The sequence below is a fragment of the Polyangium spumosum genome, assembly GCF_009649845.1.
GTDB lineage: Bacteria > Myxococcota_A > Polyangia > Polyangiales > Polyangiaceae > Polyangium > Polyangium spumosum.
Map to the genome: position 1 here is coordinate 40,641 of NZ_WJIE01000002.1, position 22,598 is coordinate 63,238.

At 70.2% G+C, this 22,598-nt stretch carries 24 protein-coding genes and 1 tRNA gene; 9 read left to right on the forward strand and 16 right to left on the reverse strand.

Annotated features, from left to right (window positions below; all coding sequences use genetic code 11):
* Nucleotides 1–89: 89 nt before the first annotated feature.
* The 5 genes from GF068_RS06295 to fni all read right to left on the reverse strand — a co-directional run bounded on the left by GF068_RS06295 (nt 90) and on the right by fni (nt 4,640).
* Nucleotides 90–1,538, reverse strand: coding sequence for a right-handed parallel beta-helix repeat-containing protein (locus GF068_RS06295; RefSeq protein ID WP_240806759.1), 1,449 nt, complete (start codon nt 1,536–1,538; stop codon nt 90–92).
* Nucleotides 1,539–1,554: 16 nt separating this feature from the next.
* On the reverse strand, nt 1,555–2,226 hold the full coding sequence (locus GF068_RS06300) for a phosphoribosylanthranilate isomerase (RefSeq protein ID WP_338046251.1): 672 nt from the start codon (nt 2,224–2,226) through the stop codon (nt 1,555–1,557).
* Nucleotides 2,223–2,600: a response regulator gene (locus tag GF068_RS06305; RefSeq protein WP_136928355.1), complete on the reverse strand. Its 378-nt coding sequence runs from the start codon at nt 2,598–2,600 to the stop codon at nt 2,223–2,225. Before GF068_RS06305 ends, GF068_RS06300 begins: the two co-directional genes overlap by 4 nt.
* A 3-nt stretch (nt 2,601–2,603) precedes the next feature.
* Nucleotides 2,604–3,458: a GAF domain-containing protein gene (locus GF068_RS06310; RefSeq protein ID WP_153818438.1), complete on the reverse strand. Its 855-nt coding sequence runs from the start codon at nt 3,456–3,458 to the stop codon at nt 2,604–2,606.
* An 84-nt stretch (nt 3,459–3,542) separates the two neighbouring features.
* Nucleotides 3,543–4,640: a type 2 isopentenyl-diphosphate Delta-isomerase gene (fni, locus tag GF068_RS06315; protein WP_153818439.1), complete on the reverse strand. Its 1,098-nt coding sequence runs from the start codon at nt 4,638–4,640 to the stop codon at nt 3,543–3,545.
* Nucleotides 4,641–4,742: 102 nt separating this feature from the next.
* On the opposite strand from fni, the gene GF068_RS06320 reads away from it, so the two are divergent.
* Together GF068_RS06320 and argH are read left to right on the forward strand one after the other, a co-directional pair.
* On the forward strand, nt 4,743–5,705 hold the full coding sequence (locus tag GF068_RS06320) for a hypothetical protein (protein ID WP_153818440.1): 963 nt from the start codon (nt 4,743–4,745) through the stop codon (nt 5,703–5,705).
* Nucleotides 5,702–6,991, forward strand: a complete 1,290-nt coding sequence (gene argH / locus GF068_RS06325) for an argininosuccinate lyase (protein ID WP_153818441.1) — start codon at nt 5,702–5,704, stop codon at nt 6,989–6,991. Before GF068_RS06320 ends, argH begins: the two co-directional genes overlap by 4 nt.
* Here the strand turns inward: argH and rpiA are convergent.
* The 7 genes from rpiA to GF068_RS06360 all read right to left on the reverse strand — a co-directional run bounded on the left by rpiA (nt 6,975) and on the right by GF068_RS06360 (nt 11,832).
* Nucleotides 6,975–7,667 carry a ribose-5-phosphate isomerase RpiA gene (gene rpiA / locus GF068_RS06330; RefSeq protein WP_240806711.1) on the reverse strand — a complete coding sequence of 231 codons (693 nt, stop codon included), beginning with the start codon at nt 7,665–7,667 and terminating at the stop codon, nt 6,975–6,977. The two genes, argH and rpiA, sit on opposite strands and share 17 nt — an antisense overlap.
* Nucleotides 7,664–8,329 carry a phospholipase D family protein gene (locus GF068_RS06335; protein WP_153818442.1) on the reverse strand — a complete coding sequence of 222 codons (666 nt, stop codon included), beginning with the start codon at nt 8,327–8,329 and terminating at the stop codon, nt 7,664–7,666. The genes rpiA and GF068_RS06335 overlap by 4 nt, the downstream gene beginning before the upstream one ends.
* Nucleotides 8,326–8,751, reverse strand: a complete 426-nt coding sequence (locus tag GF068_RS06340) for an acyl-CoA thioesterase (protein ID WP_153818443.1) — start codon at nt 8,749–8,751, stop codon at nt 8,326–8,328. Before GF068_RS06340 ends, GF068_RS06335 begins: the two co-directional genes overlap by 4 nt.
* Nucleotides 8,752–8,755: 4 nt before the next feature.
* Nucleotides 8,756–9,331, reverse strand: coding sequence for a DUF3501 family protein (locus tag GF068_RS06345; protein WP_153818444.1), 576 nt, complete (start codon nt 9,329–9,331; stop codon nt 8,756–8,758).
* Nucleotides 9,332–9,351: 20 nt separating this feature from the next.
* Nucleotides 9,352–10,731, reverse strand: a complete 1,380-nt coding sequence (locus GF068_RS06350) for a heterodisulfide reductase-related iron-sulfur binding cluster (protein ID WP_338046252.1) — start codon at nt 10,729–10,731, stop codon at nt 9,352–9,354.
* 116 nt (nt 10,732–10,847) lie between these two features.
* On the reverse strand, nt 10,848–11,270 hold the full coding sequence (locus GF068_RS06355) for a rubrerythrin family protein (RefSeq protein ID WP_153818446.1): 423 nt from the start codon (nt 11,268–11,270) through the stop codon (nt 10,848–10,850).
* Between the two features lie 55 nt (nt 11,271–11,325).
* Nucleotides 11,326–11,832 carry a Fur family transcriptional regulator gene (locus GF068_RS06360; RefSeq protein ID WP_338046253.1) on the reverse strand — a complete coding sequence of 169 codons (507 nt, stop codon included), beginning with the start codon at nt 11,830–11,832 and terminating at the stop codon, nt 11,326–11,328.
* Between the two features lie 337 nt (nt 11,833–12,169).
* Between GF068_RS06360 and rpsU the strand changes: the two genes are divergently transcribed.
* The 3 genes from rpsU (at nt 12,170) to GF068_RS06375 (ending at nt 13,754) form a co-directional block, all read left to right on the forward strand.
* Nucleotides 12,170–12,394, forward strand: coding sequence for a 30S ribosomal protein S21 (rpsU, locus tag GF068_RS06365; RefSeq protein ID WP_136928365.1), 225 nt, complete (start codon nt 12,170–12,172; stop codon nt 12,392–12,394).
* Nucleotides 12,395–12,493: 99 nt separating this feature from the next.
* On the forward strand, nt 12,494–13,561 hold the full coding sequence (locus GF068_RS06370; protein ID WP_153818447.1) for a glycosyltransferase family 4 protein: 1,068 nt from the start codon (nt 12,494–12,496) through the stop codon (nt 13,559–13,561).
* Between the two features lie 118 nt (nt 13,562–13,679).
* A tRNA-Pro gene (locus GF068_RS06375) sits at nt 13,680–13,754 on the forward strand.
* Nucleotides 13,755–13,849: 95 nt separating this feature from the next.
* Here GF068_RS06375 and GF068_RS06380 read toward each other — a convergent pair.
* Complete coding sequence (locus tag GF068_RS06380) at nt 13,850–14,332, reverse strand: hypothetical protein (RefSeq protein ID WP_153818448.1); 483 nt, start codon at nt 14,330–14,332, stop codon at nt 13,850–13,852.
* A 178-nt stretch (nt 14,333–14,510) separates the two neighbouring features.
* On the opposite strand from GF068_RS06380, the gene GF068_RS06385 reads away from it, so the two are divergent.
* Together GF068_RS06385 and GF068_RS43375 are read left to right on the forward strand one after the other, a co-directional pair.
* Entirely contained in the window at nt 14,511–14,999 is a 489-nt protein-coding gene (locus GF068_RS06385; protein WP_153818449.1) for a GAF domain-containing protein, read from the forward strand.
* A 45-nt stretch (nt 15,000–15,044) separates the two neighbouring features.
* Complete coding sequence (locus GF068_RS43375; protein WP_170319330.1) at nt 15,045–15,845, forward strand: NlpC/P60 family protein; 801 nt, start codon at nt 15,045–15,047, stop codon at nt 15,843–15,845.
* Here GF068_RS43375 and GF068_RS06395 read toward each other — a convergent pair whose 3' ends face one another.
* Entirely contained in the window at nt 15,846–19,400 is a 3,555-nt protein-coding gene (locus GF068_RS06395; protein WP_153818450.1) for a nucleotide-binding protein, read from the reverse strand.
* Nucleotides 19,401–19,538: 138 nt separating this feature from the next.
* On the opposite strand from GF068_RS06395, the gene arfB reads away from it, so the two are divergent.
* The gene (arfB, locus tag GF068_RS06400; protein WP_338046254.1) at nt 19,539–19,994 is read left to right on the forward strand and encodes an alternative ribosome rescue aminoacyl-tRNA hydrolase ArfB; all 456 of its coding nucleotides are present in this window, start codon (nt 19,539–19,541) and stop codon (nt 19,992–19,994) included.
* 4 nt (nt 19,995–19,998) lie between these two features.
* Here the strand turns inward: arfB and GF068_RS06405 are convergent, their stop codons facing one another.
* Nucleotides 19,999–20,553: a YybH family protein gene (locus GF068_RS06405; RefSeq protein ID WP_170319331.1), complete on the reverse strand. Its 555-nt coding sequence runs from the start codon at nt 20,551–20,553 to the stop codon at nt 19,999–20,001.
* Between the two features lie 173 nt (nt 20,554–20,726).
* Between GF068_RS06405 and GF068_RS46890 the strand changes: the two genes are divergently transcribed.
* Complete coding sequence (locus GF068_RS46890) at nt 20,727–21,539, forward strand: RsbRD N-terminal domain-containing protein (RefSeq protein ID WP_170319332.1); 813 nt, start codon at nt 20,727–20,729, stop codon at nt 21,537–21,539.
* A 225-nt stretch (nt 21,540–21,764) separates the two neighbouring features.
* Here GF068_RS46890 and GF068_RS06415 read toward each other — a convergent pair whose 3' ends face one another.
* Nucleotides 21,765–22,532 (reverse strand): hypothetical protein, encoded by a 768-nt coding sequence (locus GF068_RS06415; RefSeq protein ID WP_153818453.1) that lies wholly within the window; start codon nt 22,530–22,532, stop codon nt 21,765–21,767.
* Between the last annotated feature and the right edge of the window lie 66 nt (nt 22,533–22,598).

The window sequence follows — 22,598 nt, forward strand, 5'->3', positions numbered from 1 at the left end:
GCAACGATCGACGTCACTCGCGAGGCCATGTGAACCCGCGAGAACGCGTGAACCGGAGAGGACGTGGAGAGGCGTGTTCGAGACCGCGATCAGCGACGCGAGATTTTTTCGCGTCGTCGCTCGCCCCTGCGCGCGAAGGCGGCCGCGCCGATCACGAGGCCCGCGATCCAGCCGAAGGACGCGCCGCCGCTCGCGTCGACGACGCGGCACCCGCAGCTCCCCTCCTCGCCGCCGTCCGTGCCGACGCCATCACTGCCGCCGGCGCCTCCGCTTCCGCCAGCGGCTCCGCTTCCGCCGTCGCCGCCGCTGCCGCCGCTTCCGCCGCCGCTGCCGCCGCTACCGCCGCTGCCTCCGCTCCCGCCAGCTCCGCCGTCACCACCAAGCTCGTAAGCGCCGATGTCGATGGTGCCGATCGTCATGCGCCCGACCACGTCGGCGGGATGCACGTAATGATACTTTGGGGTCAAATCAATCCCACCACCCGTGCCAGGCGCCTCGCCCTTGTCCACGCAGGGCGACCCGTCCTTCAACCGGTAGTCGAACGTCGCTTGATCGACGAACATCGGATCGCCCTGGAAGTTCGACGCCTGGATCGCGCCGGCCTGGCTGATGACGGTCCCCGGCCCGACGAAGACGTTGTTCCGCACGACCACGGGCGTCGACACGCCGGGATCGATGTTCAGGAACGTCCCGCCGTTCGGCCGCTCGTTGACGAACGTGTTGTTGACGACGAACAGCTCGTCGCTCGGGTTCGCCGGATCGGCGCCCTCGCGCCGATAGGCCACGATCGAGCCGTTCTGCGTGCTTTCGCCCTGCTGGATCAGGTTGCCGATGATGAACGTGCGCCCGCCGTTCGGTACGTCGATCTCGTAGCTGCCCGTGCCGCTCTCCTGCGTGAGGCGGTTGTAGAGGACGTGCGTCTCGGTCGCGCGGCTCTTCAGGAGGTGGCCGACCTTCGCGGAGTGCGAGTGGTTGTGCTGGAAGACGAGCTTGCCGACGTGGTTGATGTACAGGTTGTGCGTCTGGCCGTCGCCGAAGCCGTTGTCCGCGAACTCGGTGAACTCGATCAGGATCGTGCTCGCCGCGTTGTTGCCCGCGAGGATGCCGTTCTCGTTGTCGTGGAAGTAGCAGCCGCGGACCGTGAGGTTCGCGCCCTCCTGCCGGATGCCCGCGCCGTTCTCGTCCGGCACCGTGGCGCCCGTGAACTCGATGTTCTCGACGACGGTGTCGTTGCCCGCGATGACCCAGATCGCCTTGCCGCCCGCGTTCTGGCCCGCCGCGTCGATCTTCGCGAGACCACCGACGCCGCGCAACGTGAGCCCGTCCTTCGACCAGCTACACACGTCGCCGTCGTAGTTGCCGGCGGCGTCGATCTCGATCGTGTCGCCATCCGCAGCCGCCGCGATCGCCGCGCAAGGCGTCGCGTGCATCTTGCCCGGCCCCACCGAAAGCGTCGCCGCCGACGCCGTGGTCGCCGCGAGCGCGCACGGCGCCGCGACGAGGACCGCCCAGAGCTCCCTCGAATCTTTCCGCGTCATCACCAAGACCTCCTGCTTACGCGCCGCTCGCGCCGTCCGCCGCATCTGCGGCTTCCTGCGCGGCGCGCCGAGCTTCGTCGACGAACACGCGCACCTTGCGCTCGTCCTTGATCCCGGGCGCGGACTCGACGCCGCTCGCCACGTCGACGCCCCACGGACGCACGCCGCGCACCGCCTCGGCGACGTTGTCGGGATCGAGCCCACCCGCGAGCAGGAGGCGCCTCACGCGCGCGAGCTCGACGACGAGCGAAGGATCGACGCGCACGCCCGTGCCGCCCTGCTTGCCCGGCACGCGCGCGTCGACGAGCAGGAGATCACCGCCGTACTGCGCCGCGAGCGCGACGTCCTCCGCGCTCCCGACGCGCAGCGCCTTGAACGCGCGCGGCCCGAGCGCGCCGAGCACCTCGGGCCTCTCGTCTCCGTGAAGCTGAACCCGATCCAGCCCGACGTCCGTGAGAAGCGCTTGGACCTCCAACGAATCCAGATCGGCCACGACGCCGACGACCTCGACGCGCCCCCGCGCCGCGCGCACGAGCGTACGCGCGAGCGCCACGTCGATGCGACGCGACGAACCCGGAACGAAGTTGAGGCCGATCATGTCGGCGCCCGCGGCGACGGCGACCTCCACGTCGGAGGCCCGCGTGAGGCCACAAATCTTGATGTGGAGGGGCGGGGGCGTCCGGCTCACTCGATGCCGAGGAGCTCTTTGACCTTGGCGATCACCTGAGGCGCCTGGATGGGCTTGGTGATGTACGCGTTTGCGCCGAGCTGCAGCGCGCGTTGCCGGTCTTCCTGCGAGCCCTCGGTGGTGATGATGATGATCGGCGTGTCCTTGTGTACCGGATCCGACCGGACACGCTTGACGAGCTTCAGCCCGTCCATGATCGGCATGTTGATGTCGGTGATGATGACGTCGTACTTCGTCGAGGCGAGCTTGCGCAGGCCGTCGACGCCGTCGTCCGCCTCCGTGACGCGCAGGTTCTTGAGCCGCGCGAGCGCGAAGACCAAGAGCTGCCGCATCATGGGCGAATCTTCGACAATCAGGCAGGAGTACTCGGCCATCGATCAGTCCTCCAGGTCGAGGAACGCCTTTACACCAGGCACCCTGCGACCTGCATCGGTGAACAGCCGCGCGCTGACGAGCGCGAGGGCGGCCTGCGTGCCCAGGAGCCGGAACAGCTCACCGTCCTGGTCGTCGAAGGCCGTCTTTTGGGAAAGTGTCCCGAAGATGGCGATGACGCCGATGGGTTGCCCATCGATGAGCAGCGGTACCACCGCCGCGGGGCGCTCGACGGTGCCCTTCGAGACGTCGTTCTCGGCGTCGTGATAAAGCTTGCCGGCGGAAAAAGCTCGCCCGATCGGGCCGTCATCCACCGGTAGGGTCGCGATGTCGGCGAAGCTCTGGCCCTCGGCCGCCACCGCCACGAGCTCTTTCTTGTCGTCCGAGGCGATGTAGACACCGAACCGAGCCGCGCCGAGGAGCTGCGCCAGGAGCTCCTTGATGTTGCGGAGCACGTGGCGAACGTTCGACGAGGCGTGGAGCTGCGAGGTCGCGACGTAGAGGTTCGCGAGGCTCGCGAGCTCGGACTCCACTTCCTGGTGGCGCGAGGTGTAACGATCGCTCACCGCCTCCATCGCCACCGAGCGCTGGAGCAGCGCGTTCTTCTCGCCCTCGAGCGCCTCGATCTTCCGCACCAGATCCCGCATCGCGGTGTCGCTGGCGATGTGCGAGCGCAGCCTCCCGTTCTCGCTCTCGAGCTCCGAGAGGCGCTCGCGGAGACGCTCGTTCTCCTTCAGGACCTCTTCGGTCAACTGAGCGCCTTTGCGGAAGAACTGCTGGATGAACGCATCCCGCTCCCTTTTCAGATCTTCCGGAGGCTGTTCGCTGGGCGCTTTGGATCGCCCTTCGTTGTCGCTCATCGTCTCCCTGGGATCTCCAGCGACCCGGACGGTAGCACGCCCGGCTCGCCGGCAGGAACCCCCTTCATATCGGCCCGGCCAAGCTCATTTCTTCCGGCTGCCCGAGGCGAGAGCCGCCCAGCGCTCGAGATCCGGGGAAAGCATGGCGGTCACGCGGCGGAGCGCCCGTACGTCCCGCGCGCCCACGAGCAACATGACCGCACGGAGCTCGGCTTCCACCTTGTCGAGGAAGGCGAGCGCACCATCCCGCCCCCCAGAGACGAGCGCCTGCAGGACGGGACGGGCGATGCCCGCCGCGTGCGCCCCGAGCGTGATGGCCTTGGCCACGTCGACGCCGCTCGAAACACCACCCGTCGCGATGATGGTCTTGAACCGCGGCCGCGCCTCGCGGGTGATCAGCACCGAGGCCGCCGTCGGCACGCCCCAGTCCCGGAGCAGCACGCCGAGCGATCGCTCCTGCCCCACGGCGCGCGCCGTCTCCACCGCGACCCAGCTCGTGCCTCCCGCGCCCGAAACGTCGACGTGCCGCACGCCCGCCTTCGCCAGCTTCTTCGCCGCGCGCGGCCCGATCCCGCAGCCCGTCTCCTTCGCCACGACCGGCACAGGCAGCTCCGCGACGAGCCGCTCGAACGCCCCGAGCACGCCCGAGAAATCACGATCCCCGCCCGGCTGCACGATCTCCTGCGCCGGGTTCAGGTGCACGCAGAGCGCGTCGGCGCCCACGGCCTCCACGAGCTCCGCGAGCGCCGCCGTCTCGAGGCTCTTGGCCTGCACGCCGCCGATGTTGCCGAGCACGAGCGTCGTCGGCGCGACGTCACGCACCACGTACGTCTCGCGGGGCTCGCCCTTCAGGATCGCGCGCTGGCTGCCGAGACCGAAGCCGTACCCGCGCTCCTCCGCGATCCGCGCGAGCTCGCGGTTGATGCCACGCGCGCGCTCGGTGCCCCCCGTCATCGCCGCGATCACGAGCGGCGCGCGGAGCTTCTTGCCGAGCAGCTCGACCGACGTGTCGACGTCGTCGAGCACGAGCTCGGGCAGCGCGTCATGAACGAGCTCGACGCCCTCGAACAGCGTCGTCTTCGCCTTGAAGCCCACGTCGCCCGTGGCGCAGAGGTCGATGTGGTCGGCCTTGCGCGCGGCGATCGGCGAGCCTCGAGGCGGGAGTGTCTGGGGTTCGGTCATTCGATCCGTCCGCCCCCTCCATGAGGCTTACGGGTTCACGAATCAAGGGAAAGAATCCCTGACACTTTCGACGCCGCGCCCCTCCCGCACTAGACTGTTCGCATGGATCTCCCCGCAGAACCGAGAGTCCGCTGGATCCTCCATCGCGCCGCGGCCCTGCTCGAGCAAGGCGCCGAGCCCGTGCGCGGCCTCGTGCTCCCCACCGCCGACTACTTCCCCGATCCCTTCGACGGATCGCCGAACGCGGTGGTGAAGCTGCTCGAGCGCGTGCAAGCCCTCGCGGGCCTCTCGGATCTCTCGGTCGAGCTCACGTTCGTCACGCCCGAAGGCGAGACGATGAGCGCGGGCTGCGGCAGCGGCGCATGCGGGCCCGGCGGCAAGATCGAGGCGCGCCTCGATCGCGTCGGGCGGAGGCCCGACGGCACCTATGTCGTCGCCGTGGGCACGGGCGAGGTGCGTGATCCTGTCGTCCTCACGACGGCCCTCGTCCGCTCCGTGGCTTGCATGTTCATGACCGAGGCCGACGCGTACGACGGCATCCCCGCGGCCGAGCGCGAGCCCGTCACGGACCTCGCGGGCGCGCTCCTCGGCTTCGGCGTCCTGCTCGCGAACGGATCACACGTCGTGGTGAAGGGCTGCGGCGGCGCGAAGATCCACTCCGCCACGCGCCTCGCGACGAACGAGATCACGCTCGCGCTCGCCATGTTCTGCAAGCTCTTCGGCACGGACGGCCGGGTCGCCGCGCGCCAGCTCGATCCCGTCCCGCGCGAGCGCTTCGCCGAGTCCGAGACCTGGGCGCGCGCGAACGCGGCCGTCGTGCGCAGGCTGCGCGAGGATCCCGACGGCATCCGCAGCGACGCGTTCGTCCTCGATCAAGCCGAGGGCTGGATGTCGCGCCTCTTCAGCTTCGGCCGCAGCAAGCGCGCGCCCACCGCGGAGGAGACGCTCTCCGAGCTCGAACGATCGATGCGCGCCACGACGCCGAAGAAGACCGTCGACCCCGAGCGCGCGAAAAAACTCGCCGAGCTCCGCGCGCTCGTGGACGAGACCCTGGAAGAACGATGAGCGGACGCCTCTGGGACAAGGGCGGCGCCACCGACGCCGCCATGCTCCGTTACACCTCACGCGACGACTGGAAGCTCGATCAACGCCTGCTCGCCTACGACCTCGTGGCCACGCGCGCGCACGTGCGAGGGCTCGGCCGTATCGGCGTGCTCTCCGCGGACGAGCTCGACGCGATGGAGCGCGCGCTCGCGGAGCTCGTCCGCAGGAACGAGGCCGGCGAGCTCGTGCTCACCGAGGCCGACGAGGACGGCCACTCCGCGCTCGAGTCCGCGCTCGTCTCCATGCTCGGCGACACCGGCAAGAAGGTGCACACGGGCCGCAGCCGCAACGATCAGGTCCTCGTGGCCATGCGCCTCTACGAGCGGGACGCGATGGACGAGCTCGAAGCGCTCGTCGCCTCTGCGGCCTCCGCGCTCGTCGCGCTCGCGCGTCGTGAAGAGAAGACGCCGCTGCCGGGCTACACGCACCTGCAGCGCGCGGTGCCGAGCTCGGTCGGCCTCTGGGCCGGCTCCTTCGCGGAGGGCCTGCTCGACGCGGCGACCATCGTCCGCGCCGCGCGTGCGCTCACCGATCGCTCCCCGCTCGGCGCGGCGGCCGGGTATGGCGTGAACCTCCCGCTCGATCGTGAGGGCGTCGCGCGGGAGCTCGGCTTCGGTGGCGTCGCGTGGAACCCGCTCGCCTCGCAGACCTCGCGTGGCATCGTCGAGGCGACGTTGCTCGCCGCTGCGTGGCAGGTGATGGCGATCGTCCGCCGGCTCGCCTGGGACCTCTCCCTCTTCACGACGATCGAGTTCGGCTTCGTGCGCCTCCCCGACGCCTTCACCACGGGCTCGTCGATCATGCCGCAGAAGCGAAACCCCGACGTCGTCGAGCTCATGCGCGCCGCCTGCTCGATCGTGCAGGGCGCCCTCGTCGAGGTGCAGACCTTGGTCGCGCTCCCGTCCGGGTATCACCGCGATCTGCAGCTCACGAAGTCGCCCGTGCTCCGCGGCCTCGACGAGACGCTCGCCACGGTCCGCCTCCTGCCGCGCCTCGTCGAGGGGCTTCGCTTTGACCACCAACGAATGCTCGCCGCGATCACGCCCGAGTGCTTCGCCACCGACCGGGCCGTCGAGCTCGCCACCTCCGGCGTCCCCTTCCGCGAGGCGTATCGGCGCGTCGCCGACGAGATCGCAGAGCTCTCTCAGGGAGACGCGCAGGCCAGCCTCGCCTCGCGCGTCTCGCCGGGCGCGCCGGGTGATCTGCGCCTCGATCTGCTCGAGGCGCGCCTCAGCGCATCTCGGTGACGCTGCCGTCGCCGCCCACCAGCACCACGTCTGCCAGCCCGACGAAGAGCCCCGTGTCCACGACGCCCGGGATGCGCCTCACCTCGGCGTGCGTCCGCTCCGGGTCGTCGATCGGCTCGAAGCGCGTGTCGAGGATCCAGTTCATGTTGTCGGTGACGAAGGGAAAACCGTCCGCCTTCCTGCGCACGACGGGATCACCGCCGAGGTTGCGCAGGTTCTTCGACGCCGTGGCCGCGGCGAACGGCACGACCTCGATCGGGATCGCCGTCCTCGTCCCGAGCTTCTTCACGAGCTTCTCCGGCGTCACCAGGATCACGAGCCGATCGGCCTCGTGCGCGACCACGCGCTCGCGCAGGAGCGCGCCGCCGAGCCCCTTCGTGAGCGCGAGCTCCGGCGTCACCTCGTCCGCGCCGTCGAAGGCCACGTCGATCCTGTGGATCTGGTCGAGCTCGACGCACTCGATCTGAAGCCTCTTCGCGAGCTCCTCCGAGCGCTTCGAGGTCGCCACGCCCTGCACGCGGAGCCCTCGGCGCACCTTCTCGCCGAGCCTGTCGATGAACGCCTCCGCGGCGCGGCCCGTGCCGAGGCCGAGCGTCATGCCATCGGCCACGTGCGTGAGCGCCGCGAGAGCCACGCGATCGAGCGCGGCCGGATCCGGACCCTGAGACATCGTCATGCCCCGCCCTTGCTCGATCGCGGCCCGCGCGGCAACCGCGAACGAACGTTCCCCGCGGGCTTCTTCGCCGCAGCCTTGGCGCTCGGCTTCCCGATCCCGTCGAGCGGCGCCGGGCAGACGTCGCGCACCCTGCAGCCTTTGCATTCTCTCCCGGACCAGATCCGATCAAACGCCTCCTGCATCTCGTCGAGCAGCACGTCGTCGTCCGTCAGGATGCCCGCCTCGAAGTTGCGACGCCCCTCGCCCTTCGCGCCGAGCCCCGCGCCCGTCAGGTTCGCCGAGCCGAGGTAAAGCGCCGCGCCGTCGACCGCGATCATCTTCAGGTGCACGCGCGGACACTGGCGCATCGCGAGCCCGCCTCCGCGGAGCTCCTCGCAGCGCGCGAGCTCCTCGCGGAACGCGCGCGACGGCACGCCTGCGTGCAGCAGCCGCAGCTCCACCCCGCGCTGCGACAAACCCTGCAGCACCTCGAGCAGCGACACGTACCGGCCCTTCGCGCGCGCCCGCGATCCCACGGGCGCCTCCACGCGCAGCTCCTTCACGTTCGCCGTCGCGATCCACACGCTCACGCGCGCCCCTGCGAGCACGCGCTGCACGAGCACGTCGTAGTGCGCGCGATCCCGGAGCAGGCGGAGCTCGACGCGCCGACCGCCCAGGCTCAAGGCGACGTGGCCTCGATCGAGAGGTGCGCGGCGAGGATCGACCGCACGTCGTCCGGCATCGGGCACGACGCCATCACGTCGAGGTTCGTCGTGACGATCGTGTGCTCCACCGTCGCCACCAGCACGTCCCCCGCCTCGCGAACCATGCGATACCGCAGCGTCGCGCTCCGGTTGCCGAGGTGCGCCGTGCTCGTCTCGATCCGGAGCACGTCGCCGTAACGCGCCGGCGCGCTGAACGACATGTTCACCTTCACCGCGGGCAAACCCACGCGGCGCTGCATGATGAGGTGCGGGTATCCCCCTTCGAGCCCGGCGAAGAAGTGCTCCATCGCCTGGTGGGCGAAGCCGAGGTAATGCCCGAAGAAGACGATGCCCGCGGCGTCGACCTCCTCGAACTTGATCGGCCGCAGGAGGGGGATCATGGCCTCACGAAAGGTCCTCGGCGAGCTTCGAGATCGACGCGGGCCCGAGCTCGGCCCGCGCGTAGTACCGCGGGTGATCCACGCGCACCGCGACCTTCGCCGTCTTCCCGCGGATCGCCGCGCTCTGCTCGTCCGTCAGCTTCACCTTGAAGTAGTGCACGGCCGTCGTCCGATCGGCCATCACGCCCTTCGGATCACTCGTCGCCGGCGCGCGCGCGCCGTCGATCTCCACGCTCACCGAGCCTTCGAGGCCCTTCAGCTCGATCAACATGCGGTCACGCACCACCGCGTCCGGGATCTCCACGAAGAGCGTCAGGCTGAGCTCGTTCGGGCCTGGGACGAGCTCGTTGTACGTGTCCATCTCGTGCTTGATCCCGCTCTCGGTCGTGATGCGCTCCGTGCGCAGCATCTCCTGGATCTGCAGGAGCACCGAGTCGCGGTTCTCGAACACCGCCGAGATCTGCTCGCCGAGCTTCACCCGGCGCGGCCGCTTCTCCTCGATGACGCGCGCCCGGAACCTCGCCCGGATCTGCTCGTAGTCGCCGAGGGGCAGGATCTCGCTCCGATCGATCGGTCGCATGTCTCTCTTTTCCTCCAGGATCAGGCTCGTTCAGCCGACGTCGTGGGCGCGGCGCTCTCCGCGGGCAAGAGCCCGTAGGCTTGCGCGAGCGCCTCGATGGGGTGCAGGACGTGCTTGCCCGTCTCCTTCACCACGCGCAGCCCTGCCAGCGTGCAGTCGCTGACGACCATGTCCGGCTCCATCTCCGACACGCCCCGCACGAGCTTCTGCGCGTAGCGACGCCCGGTCTCGTAGTTCGCTGCCTTCATGCCCCACGTCCCGTCGACGGCCGAACACTGCTCGACCACCCGCACGTCCGTGTCGGGCACGACGCCGAGCACGCGCGCCCCCGGGAAGCCGATCTTCTGCGCGCGCAGGTGGCAGGCCGCGTGATAAGCGACCGTGCCGAGCTTGACCGGGAACTCGCGCACGAGCTTCTTCTCGCGCCCGAGCTTCACGAGGTACTCCATGAGGTCGATCGTCGCCGCCGCGACCTCCTTCGCCTCGGGCGTGGGCAGATACTCCGCCCACTCCTTCTTCATCGTGTAGCCACACGTCGGCCCTGGCACGACGATCGATCGGCCCGCGCGTACATGCGGCAAAAGCAGCTCCACGTTGTGGCGGATCTTCTCGGTCGCGGCCTTCACGTCGCCGCCGTCGAGGTTCGGCATCCCGCAACACGTCAGGCTCTCGCGCCCGTCTTCGCCCACGCCCGGGTACCGCACGCGCACGCCGTTGTGCTCGAGCACGGTCACCGCCGCGCGAACCACGTTCGGCACGTTGAACTCGCCGTAACAGGTCGCGAAGAGCACGACCTCGCCGTTTTTCCCGGCGCTCTCGGCCGGCTTGTGATGCGCGAGCCAGTCGCTGAACGTCTCTCGCGCCATCGGCGGCAGCGGGAACTCCGCCGAGATGCCCGTCACCTTCTCCTGCACCTTGCGCACGAGGCTCGACGCCAGCACGAAGTTCGAGATCGGCGCCATCACGCCCCCGCCCGTCGCGCCGATCGTCTGCGGCTCGCCGAGGATCTTGTCGACGAACGTGATGCCGTCGCGGGCGGCGCGGTTCGCTCGCTCGCGGGCCATGAGGCGCGGGAAGTCGAGCATCTCGGACGAGCCCTCGTCGGGCGTGTACGGGCACTTGATATAACAGAGCTTGCACTGCCAGCAGGCGTCGCTGACGGCCTTGATGTCCGCGTCGTCGATCGTCTCCGCGCCCTCGGCGCGGCCCGACTCGATCGCCTCGTCGACGCGGTTGAAGAGCTCCGGGAACGAGCCGCAGTAGTTCACGCACATGCGGCACTCGTGGCAGATCTGGAACGCGCGGCGCAGCTCGGCCTCGAGATCCCGCGCGTCGTAGTAGCGCGGATCGTGCGGGCTCGTCGCCGGCGGGGCCTTGGGTTTGCGGGGGATCACGCTCACGGTTTCGTCTCGTCTCCGGTTCGTCCGGGTCTTGAGTGCGCGTCGTGGAAACGCGCGAGGCGCGCGGGAAGACCGCATCGAGCGGCTCGCCCGCGCGCCACGCTGCGTGTGGCTGATCAGAAGTCGAGCGAGTCGAGGGCCTTCGCGAAGCGGCCCGCGTGCGACCGCTCGGCCTTCGCGAGCGTCTCGAACCACTCGGCGATGTCCTCGAAGCCCTCTTCGCGCGCCGTCTTGGCCATGCCCGGGTACATCGTCTCGTACTCGTGCGTCTCGCCGGCGACGGAGGCCTTGAGGTTCTTCTCCGTGTTGCCGATCGGCAGCCCCGTCGCGGGATCACCGACCATCTTCAGGTAGTCGAGGTGGCCGTGGGCGTGGCCCGTCTCGCCGTCCGCGGTGTCCTTGAAGAGGCCCGCGATCTCGGGGCGGCCCTCCACGTCCGCGACCTTGGCGAAGTAGAGATAGCGGCGGTTGGCCTGCGACTCGCCGGCAAACGCGTCCTTCAGGTTCTGATGGGTCTTGGTTCCTGCGAGCTTCGACATGGATGATCGTCTCCTTCGCGCTGGTTGCGATGGGGGAAGGAACTGCGTGCTGAAACTATCGTGGTTTGCCCGCGCGCGCGCGGGCAAACGCGAACGTGGGCTCGTCGGCCGCGCAGGCCTCGCAGAGCCCTCGGTAAATCTGCTCGACGGCGCGCACGGAGAACCCCGGCGCGGCCGCGTTCACGCTCGGCGCGAGATCCCGGGCTGGCTCGCCGTCCGCGCCCGTGGGCACGTCTCGCACGAGGCCGCAGCGATCGCAGACCGCGTGGTTGTGCGGCGTCATGTTCGCGTCGAAGCGCGCGGCGCCCGGCGCGAGGCTGAGCGAGACGCAGAGCCCCGCCGCGGCGAGCGCGTCGAGCGTGTTGTACACGGTCGCGAAGCTCATCGTGGGCATCGCGGGGCGGAGCCGTTCGAAGAGCTCCTGCGCCGTCGGGTGCGTCGGATCCCCGGCGAGCTCGCGCGCGATCGCCAGCCGTTGCGGCGTCAGCTTGAGGCCGGAGGCGCGGACACGCGTCAGCATCTCCGCGAAACGTGCTTCGACCTCGGGACACCCGTTTGGCACGCCCGCTAGTTACTTAGAATCTTTCTCAGGTGCAAGTCCTCCTGAGTTGAGGAAGATCCCTACGCTCGATCCGGGTCGCGCCCCTGGGGCGGCTCCCTCGTGTTCGTGGAGAACCTCACCGGTTTTTCTTTCCCCACGATCCACGGGCGTGCCGAACACGCGTCGACGGCCTTGCCAGACAAAAAAGCCACTGACATACTGTCGCCCCCTCGCGAACCGGGTCCACGTACACGTGTACCTGCGCGCCGCGGGGAAACTGGAAAACCAAGGACACAACGCCCCGCGCGGCCCGGGGGAACAGGGCCCGCTCGACGGAAACGAGAGGACGCGTTCAGAGATGCCTACCGACGCCATTCAGTGCAAACCGCTCGAGGTCGCCGTGGGCGACAAGGGAATCGAGCGCGCGATCAAGCACCTCAAGCGGAAGATGGCCGCGGAGGGCATCCTTCGTGAGCTCAAGAGGCGCCGGCACTACATGAAGCCCTCGGTCAAGCGCCGCAAGAAGGCCTCCGAGGCCGCCCGCCGCCGCCGCAAGCGGTCGAAGATGGACGTGATGCAATAGCCCGGCGGCGCGTCCGCGCGCCCCCGAGCCTGACCGCTCACCCACGATGACGACGCCGGCCGCTCTGCGGAGTCCGGCGTTTCGTCGTTTTGTCTGCCCTTGAAGCTGCTCGTCCTCACCACCTCCTATCCGCGGAGCGACGCCGATCCTTCGGGACACTTCGTGCGCGCCGAGGCTCGCGCGCTCGCGCGGCGAGGGCACGAGGTGCACGTCGTCGCGCCCGGCGGCTCGCTGTTCGACGTGGCCACGCGCGACCCGCTCGTCCCCTCGCTCCACGTGCATCACGCGGGCGGCGGCGCGCTCTTCGGGTGGCCGGGCGCTGCCGCTCGCGCGCGCCGTGATCCCACGCGCCTGCTCAACGCCCTGCCTTTCGCCGTCGCCGCGCGTGGAAAAACCTCCACGATCGGCCCGTTCGATCGCGCCATCGCGCACTGGATCGTCCCCTCGGCCGTGCCGCTCCTCCTCGGCTTCTCTGCGCCGCTCGAGGTCGTCGGCCATGGCGCCGACGTGCGCCTCCTCTGCGGGATGCCCGCTGCTCTGCGCTGCTTCGCCGTGCGTGTCCTCCTCGATCGTGGCGCCTCTTTCCGCTTCGCCGCGCGCGCCTCCCTCGACGCCCTCGCCTGCGCCTTGCCTGCGCCGCTCGCGTCGCGCCTCGAACGCGCCTCTCGCGTCGAGCCTGTTGTCCTCGATCTGCCCGATGTCTCCACGCGCGCGCGCGTGTTACGCGCCTCGCTCGCGCCGCGCTCGCGCGAGGACAAACTCGTCGTCGCTGCGGGCCGGCTCGTCGCGGGCAAGCGGGTCGACCTCGTGATCGAGGCGGCGGCGGCGGCGTCGATGTCGATCGTCGTCGTGGGCGACGGCCCTCTGCGTGGCGAGCTCGCGGCGCTCGCGCGTGCGCGTGGCGCTCGTGCGACGTTCGTCGGCCTCTTGCCGCGGGACGAGGCGCTCGCCTGGATCGCGGCGGCCGACGTGCTCGTGCATGCGTCGAAGGAGGAGGCTGCGCCGACGGTCGTGCGTGAGGCGCGCGCCCTGGGCGTGCCTGTCGTGGCTTGTGCGGCGGGGGACGTCGCTGCTTGGGCTCGGCGTGACCCTGGCATCGTCGTCGTTGCGCCTGACGTCCGGGCTCTTTCCGCGGCTCTTTTGGCTGCCGCGGCCGTGTGTTCGTAGTTTGCCCCCCATGACCTGGACAAGACTTACAAAACTGACGAACGTGGGTCTTGCAATCCTCGACAGTTCTACTAGGTTGCCGCCTCGCCTCGCGCGGTAAACACCACGCGGAGTGATTCGGGGCGTAGCGCAGCCTGGTTAGCGCACTTGACTGGGGGTCAAGGGGTCGGTGGTTCAAATCCACTCGCCCCGACAAGGTCCGGAGGATGAACGTCCTCCGGACCTTTTCGGTTTTTGTCCCTTGGCTCTGCCGCCTCGAGGGGTGCGGGGCGACGCCCCGCGCTCCCTTCACTTGAAGCTGATACGGAAGTTGGTGGGTCCGCAGTTCGGCGCGTTGTCCATCGAGAGCGTCGCCTCGTGCCGGCCGGGGTCGCCTGTGACGGTGAGGGTGCCGCTCGTGGTGCGCTCGGCTTTGCTGCCCACGTTGATCGGCAGGTCCATGGTGGCGCCGCCGCCGCGCCAGGTCAGGCGCAGGCCTGCGGTCTCCTGCCGGTCTTTGGGGCTCAGGTTCTCGCCCTTGAACTCGATGATCAGCCGCTCGGCGTTGACGATGTCCGAGCGGAAGGTCGCCTTGGCGCCGCAGCTCATGCGGAAGCGATGTGTTTCTCCGCGCTTGATGGGCAGCGCTGCGGAGGTCGGGGGCTGGAAGGGATCACCCTTCTTCGGCGGCGGGACCTTCACGACGATGCAGCCTGTGGACGCGGCGGCCACGAGGCCGAGCGCGACGAAACGCGTGGCTGCGGAGAGAATGGCGGGGACCTTCTTCGACATGATGACGAGCGCCTCCTGGCGAGCCCGCCGGCCCCCTCCGCTCCGTGCGGGTGTGATGATCCGGCCAGAGGAACGGTCGGCGGCTACCATTTCGCGTATAAACGACGTCGCACGGAAGATCCACACTTTCACGCTCTGCCGTGGCGTGCCTTCCGCTTCGTAGTATCGTCGCCGCCTCATGGCCGAATCCACCCTCGACCTTCGCGGCCTGCCCAAGGCGCGCGCCTACGATGAATTGGACCACGCGCTCGAGGCCGTCCTCGCGGGCCTCGCGGATCCCATCGCGGCCATGGCCACGATGAGCGCGCTCCTGCACCACGGCTTCGGCCACCTCTGGACTGGCTTCTACCGCAAAGTCGCGCCCGACCTCCTCCGCGTCGGGCCTTATCAGGGCACCCTCGGCTGCCTCGAAATCCCCTTCGGCAAGGGCGTCTGCGGTACGGCGGCCCGGGAGCGACGTACGGTCCTCGTCCCCGACGTCCACGCCTTCCCTGGGCACATCACCTGCGACGCGCGCTCTCGCTCCGAAATCGTCGTCCCTGTCCTCGATGCCTCCGGCGCGCTCCTCGCCGTGCTCGACATCGACGCCGACCGCCCGGCGGCCTTCGACGACGAGGATACGCGCCGGCTCGAGGCGATCGTCGGCTGGTTCGCTCGGGTGCCTTGACGGCACGTCTTCCCTCCTCCGAGCCGCTCGCTTACACTCGCGCGCATGCTCCGCCCCACCTTGCGAATGCCGTGCGGATATCCCGACGCGGCGCCGCATCTGCGCGACGAGGTCCGCCTCCTGCAGCGTGAGCTCAAGCGTTGGGCGTATTCCATGAGCCCCGACGGCCAGTTCGGCCCGCGCACCGATGCCGCCGTGCGCCATTTCCAGCGCAAGCGTGGCCTGAAGGACGACGGCATCGTTGGTCCGCGGACCTGGGACGCCGTCCTCGACCCCGACGCCCGGCCCATTGGGGCGGGCTTCCAGTACCAGCCGGCCGGCGCCTCCGATCCCACGCCCCCCTCCCCCGCGAAGCCGCCGACCGGGGGCACCACGCCTGATCCTGCCCCGTCGAACCCTGGCGCGGGCGGGGCCTCGTGGATGACCATCGCGCGCAAGGAAGAGGGCGTCCGCGAGACCTCGGGGCGGGCGGCCAATCCGCGCATCGTCGAGTACCACGCGACGACCACGCTGCGCGCCAAGTCGGACGAGGTCGCGTGGTGCGCCTCCTTCGTGAACTGGGTCCTCAAGAAGGCTGGTTACAAGGGCACGAACTCCGCCGCCGCCGCGAGCTGGGTCAAGTGGGGCGCCCCCACGACCGCGCGGCAGGGCGCGATCTGCGTCATCTACAACGCGAAAGCGGCGAACTCGTCCCTCTCCACCTCCGGCAATCACGTCGGCTTCCTCGTCCGCGAGACGAGCAGCCATTACGTGCTGCTCGGCGGGAACCAGTCGAACTCCGTGAAGGAGTCGAGCTTCGCCAAGACGAAATGGCGACTCAAAGCGTACCGGTGGCCGTCGTCCTAGTCACCGCTTCGTCGCTGGCCCGCCGAACGCTTCGTCGAGCGAGCGCGCCGGCGGACGGCAATCCCGCGGCCCGAGCTCGACCCGCGCGATTCCCTCCACCGTGAACCGGTGCTCGACCCCGCGCGCGTCCCAGACCATCACGCGCCGGATCGCCCCGAGATCCCCCCGCGCGACCAGCACCCGGTCGACCTCGATCCGCGCCCGCGCGCACCCCGCCCGTTGCTTGCGCGGCACCGCCGCGATCACCGCCATCCACGGCCGCGCCTCCTCCCCCGACACCACCACGTCGAACGCCCGCCCGAGCCCCTCCCCGAGCAGCGCCGTCAGCGCCACGTACGGCGTCTCCTCGATCGTCGACCGCGTGATCACGTACCCCCGCCGCACCAGCGAGGCCTCGCTCCCGTTCGCGATCAGGACCTCCTCCGCCGGATCGTCCGCGAACACCCGCACCACCGGCTCGCCGTCCTCGCCCCGGAACGCGTCGACGAGCTCGGTCGCCTCCTGCCCGCCCTCGCTCGTCCGGCGCACGGCCGCGCGTAAGGCCAGCGTGCCCGCGTAGAGCGCCCCGAGCGCGCCGACGACATCGCCCACCGGCCCCGCGATCGGCGCCGGGAAGAGCACACGCGGCGGCGCCTCGGGCGCCTCGTCCCGCGCCCGCCCCGGCGCGAGGCTCGCCTTCGCCGTCCCGCCCTCGTCCTGCCGCTCGAGCAGCAGCAGCGGGCACGAGAGCCACGGGATCGGCGGCTCCACGCCGAGCGAGGTATCGGGTCGACAAACGGGCGCCGCGTGTGTGCGGATCGCCCGCGTGTTCGCCCGCTCGAGCGCGCTCTCCGCGGCCTCCGCGCCCACGACCGCGACGGGCTTGCGTGGCGCCGCGGCCGTGGCCCCGGCGAGCGCGCAGAGCCAGGCCAGCCCCGAGGGATCCAGCGCGCGCAGCGCCTCGCGTGTCTCGGCCGGGATCGACTCGATCCGCGACCCGATCTCCCGGACGAGCCCTCCGTCGTGGGGCTTCATGGCCGCCCGCACCGCGCTGAGGGCCCGCGCGAGCACCACCTCGCCGCCCCGCGTGTAGGCCTTCTCCAGCAGGCCCCGCGCCTCGTCCTCGTCGGCGCGGATGAGCGCGAGGATCCCCGCGCAGCCGAGCAGGAACGGATCCGACCCATCATGCTCGGCGGCCTCGCGCAGGTTCCTCCGGGCGAGCTCGAACGACGCCTCGCCCGCCGTCACCCCGAACCCTTGCAGCATCGCCGCCACCCGCAGCAGCGCGAGCCCCGCGCGGCCCAGGATCCGCGGCCTCCGCGGGTCGTCCCAGCGCGCGCGTAACGACGCCTCCGCCAGCGCCGCGCGCGCCTCGTCCACGCGCCCTTCCCGCTCGAGCACACACGAGAGCGAATACGACACGCCCGACAGCAGCGCGATCAGCCCTGCCCCCGCGTCGAGCCGCAGCCACACCCGCCCGAGCCGCTCGCGCAAAGCAAAAAGCGCCTCGCTCGCGCGCCGCGCCTCCCCGCGTGTCGCCAGCGTGATCGCGTGCGAGCACTCCGCCGCGCAGAGCGCCGACAGCACCGGCAGGTGCAGGCTCCCCGCGAGACGCGCGCGCACCTCGGCCATCCGCGCCGCGGCCTCCTCGTGCCTGCCCGCGGCGTCGAGCACCGTCACCTCGTTACACGCCACCGCCGCCGCGATCTCGAAATGGGGCGACTCCTTCACCCCCGCGAGCCGCTCCCGCAACACGCCGAGCGCCGCGGCCGCCTGCGACGTGTGCCCCGCGAGCCCGAGCGTCGCCGCCGCGTTCGCGGCCCCGAGCACGATCGCCGCCGCCATCGACGCCGCGGCCGGCGTGTTCGCCCGGCGCGCGAGCTCCATCGCTGCTTCGAGCGCCCGCTCGTGGGCGCCGAGGCGCCCCGCCGAGAAGATCGTCCCGCAGAGCGACGCCGCCTCCACGGCGCGAAACCCGATCCCCTCGCGGGCCTGGGCCGCGGCGCAGGCCATCGCGAAATGGTTCACCGCCGTATCGTCCCAGCCGAGCTCCTGACAGCACACGCCGGCCGCGTGCGCCGCGTCGACGAGCACCGCCGCGAGCCACGGCGGCTCCTCGACGAGGCGCATCTCCTCGCCGAGCTCGAGCGCCATCCCGAGGTGCTTGCACGCCTCGGCCCATTGCTCCCGGCCCGCGTGGAATTTGCCCTGACGATACGACGCCAGCAGCACCGACGTCAGGAACTCCCGATCCTCGAATCGACGCGGGAAGAACCGCCGGATCACCTCGCTGTACTCGGAGACGCTCGGCTCACCCGACTCGATCGACAGGTCCCCGAGCGCGACGAGCGCCCGCGCCACTTCCCGCGAGCCGCCCTCGTCGCGCACCTCGCCGCGCGTGATGTCGAGGTACACCTTCCGGGCCGCGCGAACATTCCCCTCCGCCCGCAGCGCCGCCGCGCGGACGAACGGATCCCCCTCGATGAACCGCACGCTCGGCGGCACCCGTGAAGGCGGCGGCGGCGGCGACGAACCTCGATCCTCCGCGAACAGCCGCGACGAAGGCGGCGACGAGTCCGGCCCGGATCGCCCCCGCCGCGCCTCGATCGCGGCCCAGAGATCCCGCGAGCTCGGCCGCGCCGCCTCACCCACGTCGAGCGGGCTCTGTCGCCGGAGACATTGCACGAAGCGCAGATAAGCGTGCGCGAGGCTCTTCGGATCCGCCGTCGACTCGAACTCCGCCGCGATCGCCGCGCCCCGCGCGGCCCGCTCGTTCCAGGGGATCGTCGCGAGCCCCAGGTAGGGCCCGAGATCCCGGCCCATCACGTGCGTCGTCTCGTAGATCAGCCCCTCGAGCTGCTCCTTCGCCTCCTCCACGAACGCGCGCCCGCTCGCCCCCTCCTCCACCCGCACGAGCAGCGGGAAAATCGCGAGCGGCCGGCCCGCATCCACGATCCCCCGCCGCGCATGCGCGAACCTCCCAAGCTCGATCGCCTCCTCCAGCGACGCGTCATCCACGAGCAACACGAGCTTGTCCACGAGGTGAGCAGCGAGCAGCGCCGTCGCCTCCGTCCGGCCCGACGGCACGTTCACCAGCACCTCGTCGTACCGGGCCCGGAGCGCCTGCCCGAGCGGCGCGAGCAACCACGGGCACTCCTCGATCACCCGCCCCCGCGCCACCGCCGATCGCACCCCTTCCGCCGGCCAGTAATGCACCTCCGCCGGCGCTCCCCCGAGCTTCAGCGGCACCACCCGGATCCCCGCGCCCTCGAGCAACTGCGTCACGCCCGCGCGCACAGCCGCCTCGGGCGGCGTCTCCCGCGCCCGCCCGAGCGTCAGCGGCGAGACGGCGGCCCGCACCGCCTCAAAAAAACCAACAACCCCCGCACCCCTGCGGCCCTCACCCCGCCCCTGAAAATATCGCTCCAGCGCAGGCTCGTCGACGGCCAGGTCCACGACGAGCACACGCTTGCCTTTTTGCGCCAGGAGCGCGCCGACATTGGCCACGGCCATCGCGCGCCCGACACCTCCGCGCGCCGAAGCGAGCCCGACGATGATCCCCTGCCGCTCGCTCACGCCGCCCTCGTCTCGGAAAGAGGCGCGACTCTACCGGACGGCGGACACGCCTGGCAATAGACGCCCGTCGCGGCTGTAGCTCGACGAACAGGCGGATTGGTGCTTTTCTGCGCGCCGCCGAGGACGAGGAGACTGCTCGTGGACCCGAAAGAGAGCCGCGCGACACCGGAAGGCGCCATCGTCGTGAACGACCGTGTTCACGTCCCTGCGCAGGCCCTCACCGTGACGACGGCGCGCGCCTCCGGCCCGGGCGGTCAGAACGTGAACAAGGTGGAGTCCAAGGTGGATGTCCGCGTGGATCTCGGCGCGATCGTCGGCCTCGACGAGGGCGCGCGGGCGCGGCTCGTCGCGGCGGCGCGGACGCGGCTCGACGCCGAGGGAAAACTCCGGGTCACGAGCCAAAGGACGCGGGATCAGGCGAAGAACCTCTCGGACGCGCGCGCCAAGATCCGCGAGCTCGTCGCGGCGGCGCTCATCGCGCCGAGGCCACGCAAGCCCACGCGCCCGAGCCGCGGCTCCGTCGAGCGTCGCCTCGACGAGAAGAAACGCGCCGGTGAGCGGAAGCGGTCTCGGGCGGGGCGGGGCGAGGAGTAGGCGATCACGGATTCTGCGGCGCCTCCCCCTCCTCGTGCCCCCCGTCGATCGGCACCGACAGGTGCTCGTGCACGATGAGCCATTGCCCCTCGCGCCATGCCCATACCACGGTCCAGCGTGCGTTGAACGACTCTGTCATGCCGTCCTGGAAGGTGATTTCCATCTGGACGATGCTCGCGCCGATGGCTTTGTCGCCGAGGACGTCGATTTTTGCGTCTTCCTTTACCTTGCCTTTGAAGCTCGTGAACTGCGCGAGCATCTCCTTCACACCTGTCGAATAGGCGTCCCAGCCTCGGAACTGGAGGGGCGCGAAATCGAAGAAGACGAGGTCTGGCTCCTTCGCGTAAAATGGGGCGGCTTGCTCTGGATCGAGGGTGCTCCAGGCGTCCCAGGTGCGCTGCATGAGCTCCTTGTCGGGCAGGATTGACGGGGCGCTCGGCTCGACCTCCGTGGTCGTCGGGGCTTTTTTGCAGCCGATCGGCGCCGCGAGTAGCCCGGATATCGAGAGTGCGGCCACGAGGGAGAGTCCGGCGAGGAGAGAAGAGCGAACCTTTTTCATGCGCGTCGCCTCCTGAATCGCCGCGAGCCGATGCACGGGGCGGGCCGCCGGGCGCGGCGGAGCGGCTCGAAACCCGGGAGAACGCCGAAACTCCGGCGGGTGGATACGCGGCCCTTTCCCTTTGGTCCCGCGCTCGTGCAACATGGCGCACGGGAGCGAGGGACATGCAGCGCGTGGTCGAAGCCTTTTGGGAGCGCCTCGAGGACAACGTGACCGAGTCGTGCACGCGCGTGCAGGCGGCCGACATCCCCTTTTATCGGGGCCTGCCCGCGGACGTGCGTCGGGGCGCCTTCAAGCGCGCGTTCGAGGCGATGGGGGACGACCTCGCGGCGGGCACCACGGAGGCGTTCCCGGCGCTGCTCCGGGCCCTCGGCGCGCAGCGCTCGGACCAGGGTGTCACCATCATGGACATCCTCCGGGGCATGTTGCTCGGCTTCGAGATCGTGACCGACGACTTCGCGCGGGTCTTCGCTGACGACCTCGAGGCGCGCTTGTATTGGGAGCGGGTCCGGGCGCGGGTGAGTTACCTCGGCGCGGCTGCGCTCGCCGACGCGTATATGACCGCGCGCGAGAGGCTCGTGCGGGCGCAGGCCGAGGAGATCCTCGCGCTCTCGGCGCGGGTCCTGCCGCTTTATCCGGGCATCCTCGTGCTCCCGCTCGTGGGCGCGCTCGACGCCACGCGCGCGGGGCACCTCGTGCCGCTCTTGCTCCGGGCCGTCGTGGAGAACCAGGCGCGCGTCGTGCTTATCGACGTGACGGGTTTGCCCGCGGTCGTCGCGGAGACGGCCGAGCATTTGACGGGCGCGGCGCGGGGCGTCGTTTTGCTCGGGGCGACGGCGATCCTCGTCGGCGTACAGCCACACATGGCGCGCACGATGGTCGAGGCCGGGGTCGATCTCGGCGGGATCACGACACGCGGCGACCTGGCGAGTGGGCTCCGGGACGCGCTCGACCGGCTCGGGATGACGATCGCGCCGAAGCGCTGATCAGCGCCCGAAACCACCGCCGCGAGGTCCTCTGCCCGGCGCGAGCTGCCTCGAACCGCTTCGAACAGGTCCCCGGACCCCGCCCGGGTGGATGAAACCACCTCTGCGGGGTCCCGGGAGGCGCCTGAAACCTGTTTAGCTCACAATTTGCCGGGTTCCGGGAGGAGTCTGGGGTGGTTCGAAGGGGTTTTGGGGGGTCCTTCGACCTTTCGGAGGTGGTTTTGATCAGCCGGGGGTGGTGATTTCGGGCGTCGCGGGGGGTTGCGGGCTGCTGCCGCGCCGGGCGGCGGCTTCGCGGTATGCGTCGAGGGGGCGGAGGGCGGATCGAGCGGCGCTGATGCTGGAGGGGTCGTCCTCGTCGACGGAGGCGCAGACCTTGGTGGCGTAATCGACGATGGCGCGGCCCATGGCGCGGACGTGGTCGTTGAGGTTCACGCCCTCGGCCTGCTCGCGGAGGAGGATGCCCTGGACCATGCCGCCATATTGCTCATGCTGGGCGCGGATGTTGTCGAGATAGATTTTCCCGGCGATCCGATCGATGTCCTTTTCGAGCCCCTCCTCGTCGATGCGCTTGAGGATGGTATCGGCGGTGGACCATTGCACCGGATAGGTCTCCTTGAGGAAGGAGAGGCCCTCGGGGCCAAAAAGAATGGTGACGAGCTCGGCGGCGCGTTTGGCGTCGGGATACGTGGCGCCTGGCAGCTCGGCGGCGCCGAGGAGGCGCAGGCGAAGCGCGCTCCAGGAGGAATCCCCCGCCTGATCGACGAGTCGCGCGGTGTCGTCGGAGACCTTGCCGAGGGCCTTCTGCCGGAGCGCGAGCGCCGATTGTGCCTTGTCGGCGGCGACGTTGACCTTTGCGGCGGCCTTCTGGATGGCCGGCGAGAAGCTCTGGACGCAGGCCGCGAAGAGGGCGCGGGAGAGGGTAATGCCGGCCTCGGCGCTCATGACGGGGGCGCGGACGTAGAGGGTGGGATCGGGAGGGGCGTGAGACATGGTGGGGGAGGGTACGGGAAGCGGGGGCGGGAGGGGAAGGGGGGTTGTGGGGGGGCGGGTCAGGAA

Bases quoted from the DNA above. Each gene is read 5' to 3' on its own strand.
- GF068_RS06295 (WP_240806759.1), bottom strand. From the start codon at position 1,538: ATGACGCGGAAAGATTCGAGGGAGCTCTGGGCGGTCCTCGTCGCGGCG.
- argH (WP_153818441.1), top strand. From the start codon at position 5,702: ATGAGCGGACGCCTCTGGGACAAGGGCGGCGCCACCGACGCCGCCATG.
- rpiA (WP_240806711.1), bottom strand. From the start codon at position 7,667: ATGACGATGTCTCAGGGTCCGGATCCGGCCGCGCTCGATCGCGTGGCT.
- GF068_RS06340 (WP_153818443.1), bottom strand. From the start codon at position 8,751: ATGATCCCCCTCCTGCGGCCGATCAAGTTCGAGGAGGTCGACGCCGCG.
- rpsU (WP_136928365.1), top strand. From the start codon at position 12,170: ATGCCTACCGACGCCATTCAGTGCAAACCGCTCGAGGTCGCCGTGGGC.
- fni (WP_153818439.1), bottom strand. From the start codon at position 4,640: ATGACCGAACCCCAGACACTCCCGCCTCGAGGCTCGCCGATCGCCGCG.
- GF068_RS06415 (WP_153818453.1), bottom strand. From the start codon at position 22,532: ATGTCTCACGCCCCTCCCGATCCCACCCTCTACGTCCGCGCCCCCGTC.
- GF068_RS06320 (WP_153818440.1), top strand. From the start codon at position 4,743: ATGGATCTCCCCGCAGAACCGAGAGTCCGCTGGATCCTCCATCGCGCC.
- GF068_RS06355 (WP_153818446.1), bottom strand. From the start codon at position 11,270: ATGTCGAAGCTCGCAGGAACCAAGACCCATCAGAACCTGAAGGACGCG.
- GF068_RS06310 (WP_153818438.1), bottom strand. From the start codon at position 3,458: ATGAGCGACAACGAAGGGCGATCCAAAGCGCCCAGCGAACAGCCTCCG.
- GF068_RS06405 (WP_170319331.1), bottom strand. From the start codon at position 20,553: ATGAAAAAGGTTCGCTCTTCTCTCCTCGCCGGACTCTCCCTCGTGGCC.
- GF068_RS06345 (WP_153818444.1), bottom strand. From the start codon at position 9,331: ATGCGACCGATCGATCGGAGCGAGATCCTGCCCCTCGGCGACTACGAG.
- GF068_RS43375 (WP_170319330.1), top strand. From the start codon at position 15,045: ATGCTCCGCCCCACCTTGCGAATGCCGTGCGGATATCCCGACGCGGCG.
- GF068_RS06305 (WP_136928355.1), bottom strand. From the start codon at position 2,600: ATGGCCGAGTACTCCTGCCTGATTGTCGAAGATTCGCCCATGATGCGG.
- GF068_RS06380 (WP_153818448.1), bottom strand. From the start codon at position 14,332: ATGTCGAAGAAGGTCCCCGCCATTCTCTCCGCAGCCACGCGTTTCGTC.
- GF068_RS06385 (WP_153818449.1), top strand. From the start codon at position 14,511: ATGGCCGAATCCACCCTCGACCTTCGCGGCCTGCCCAAGGCGCGCGCC.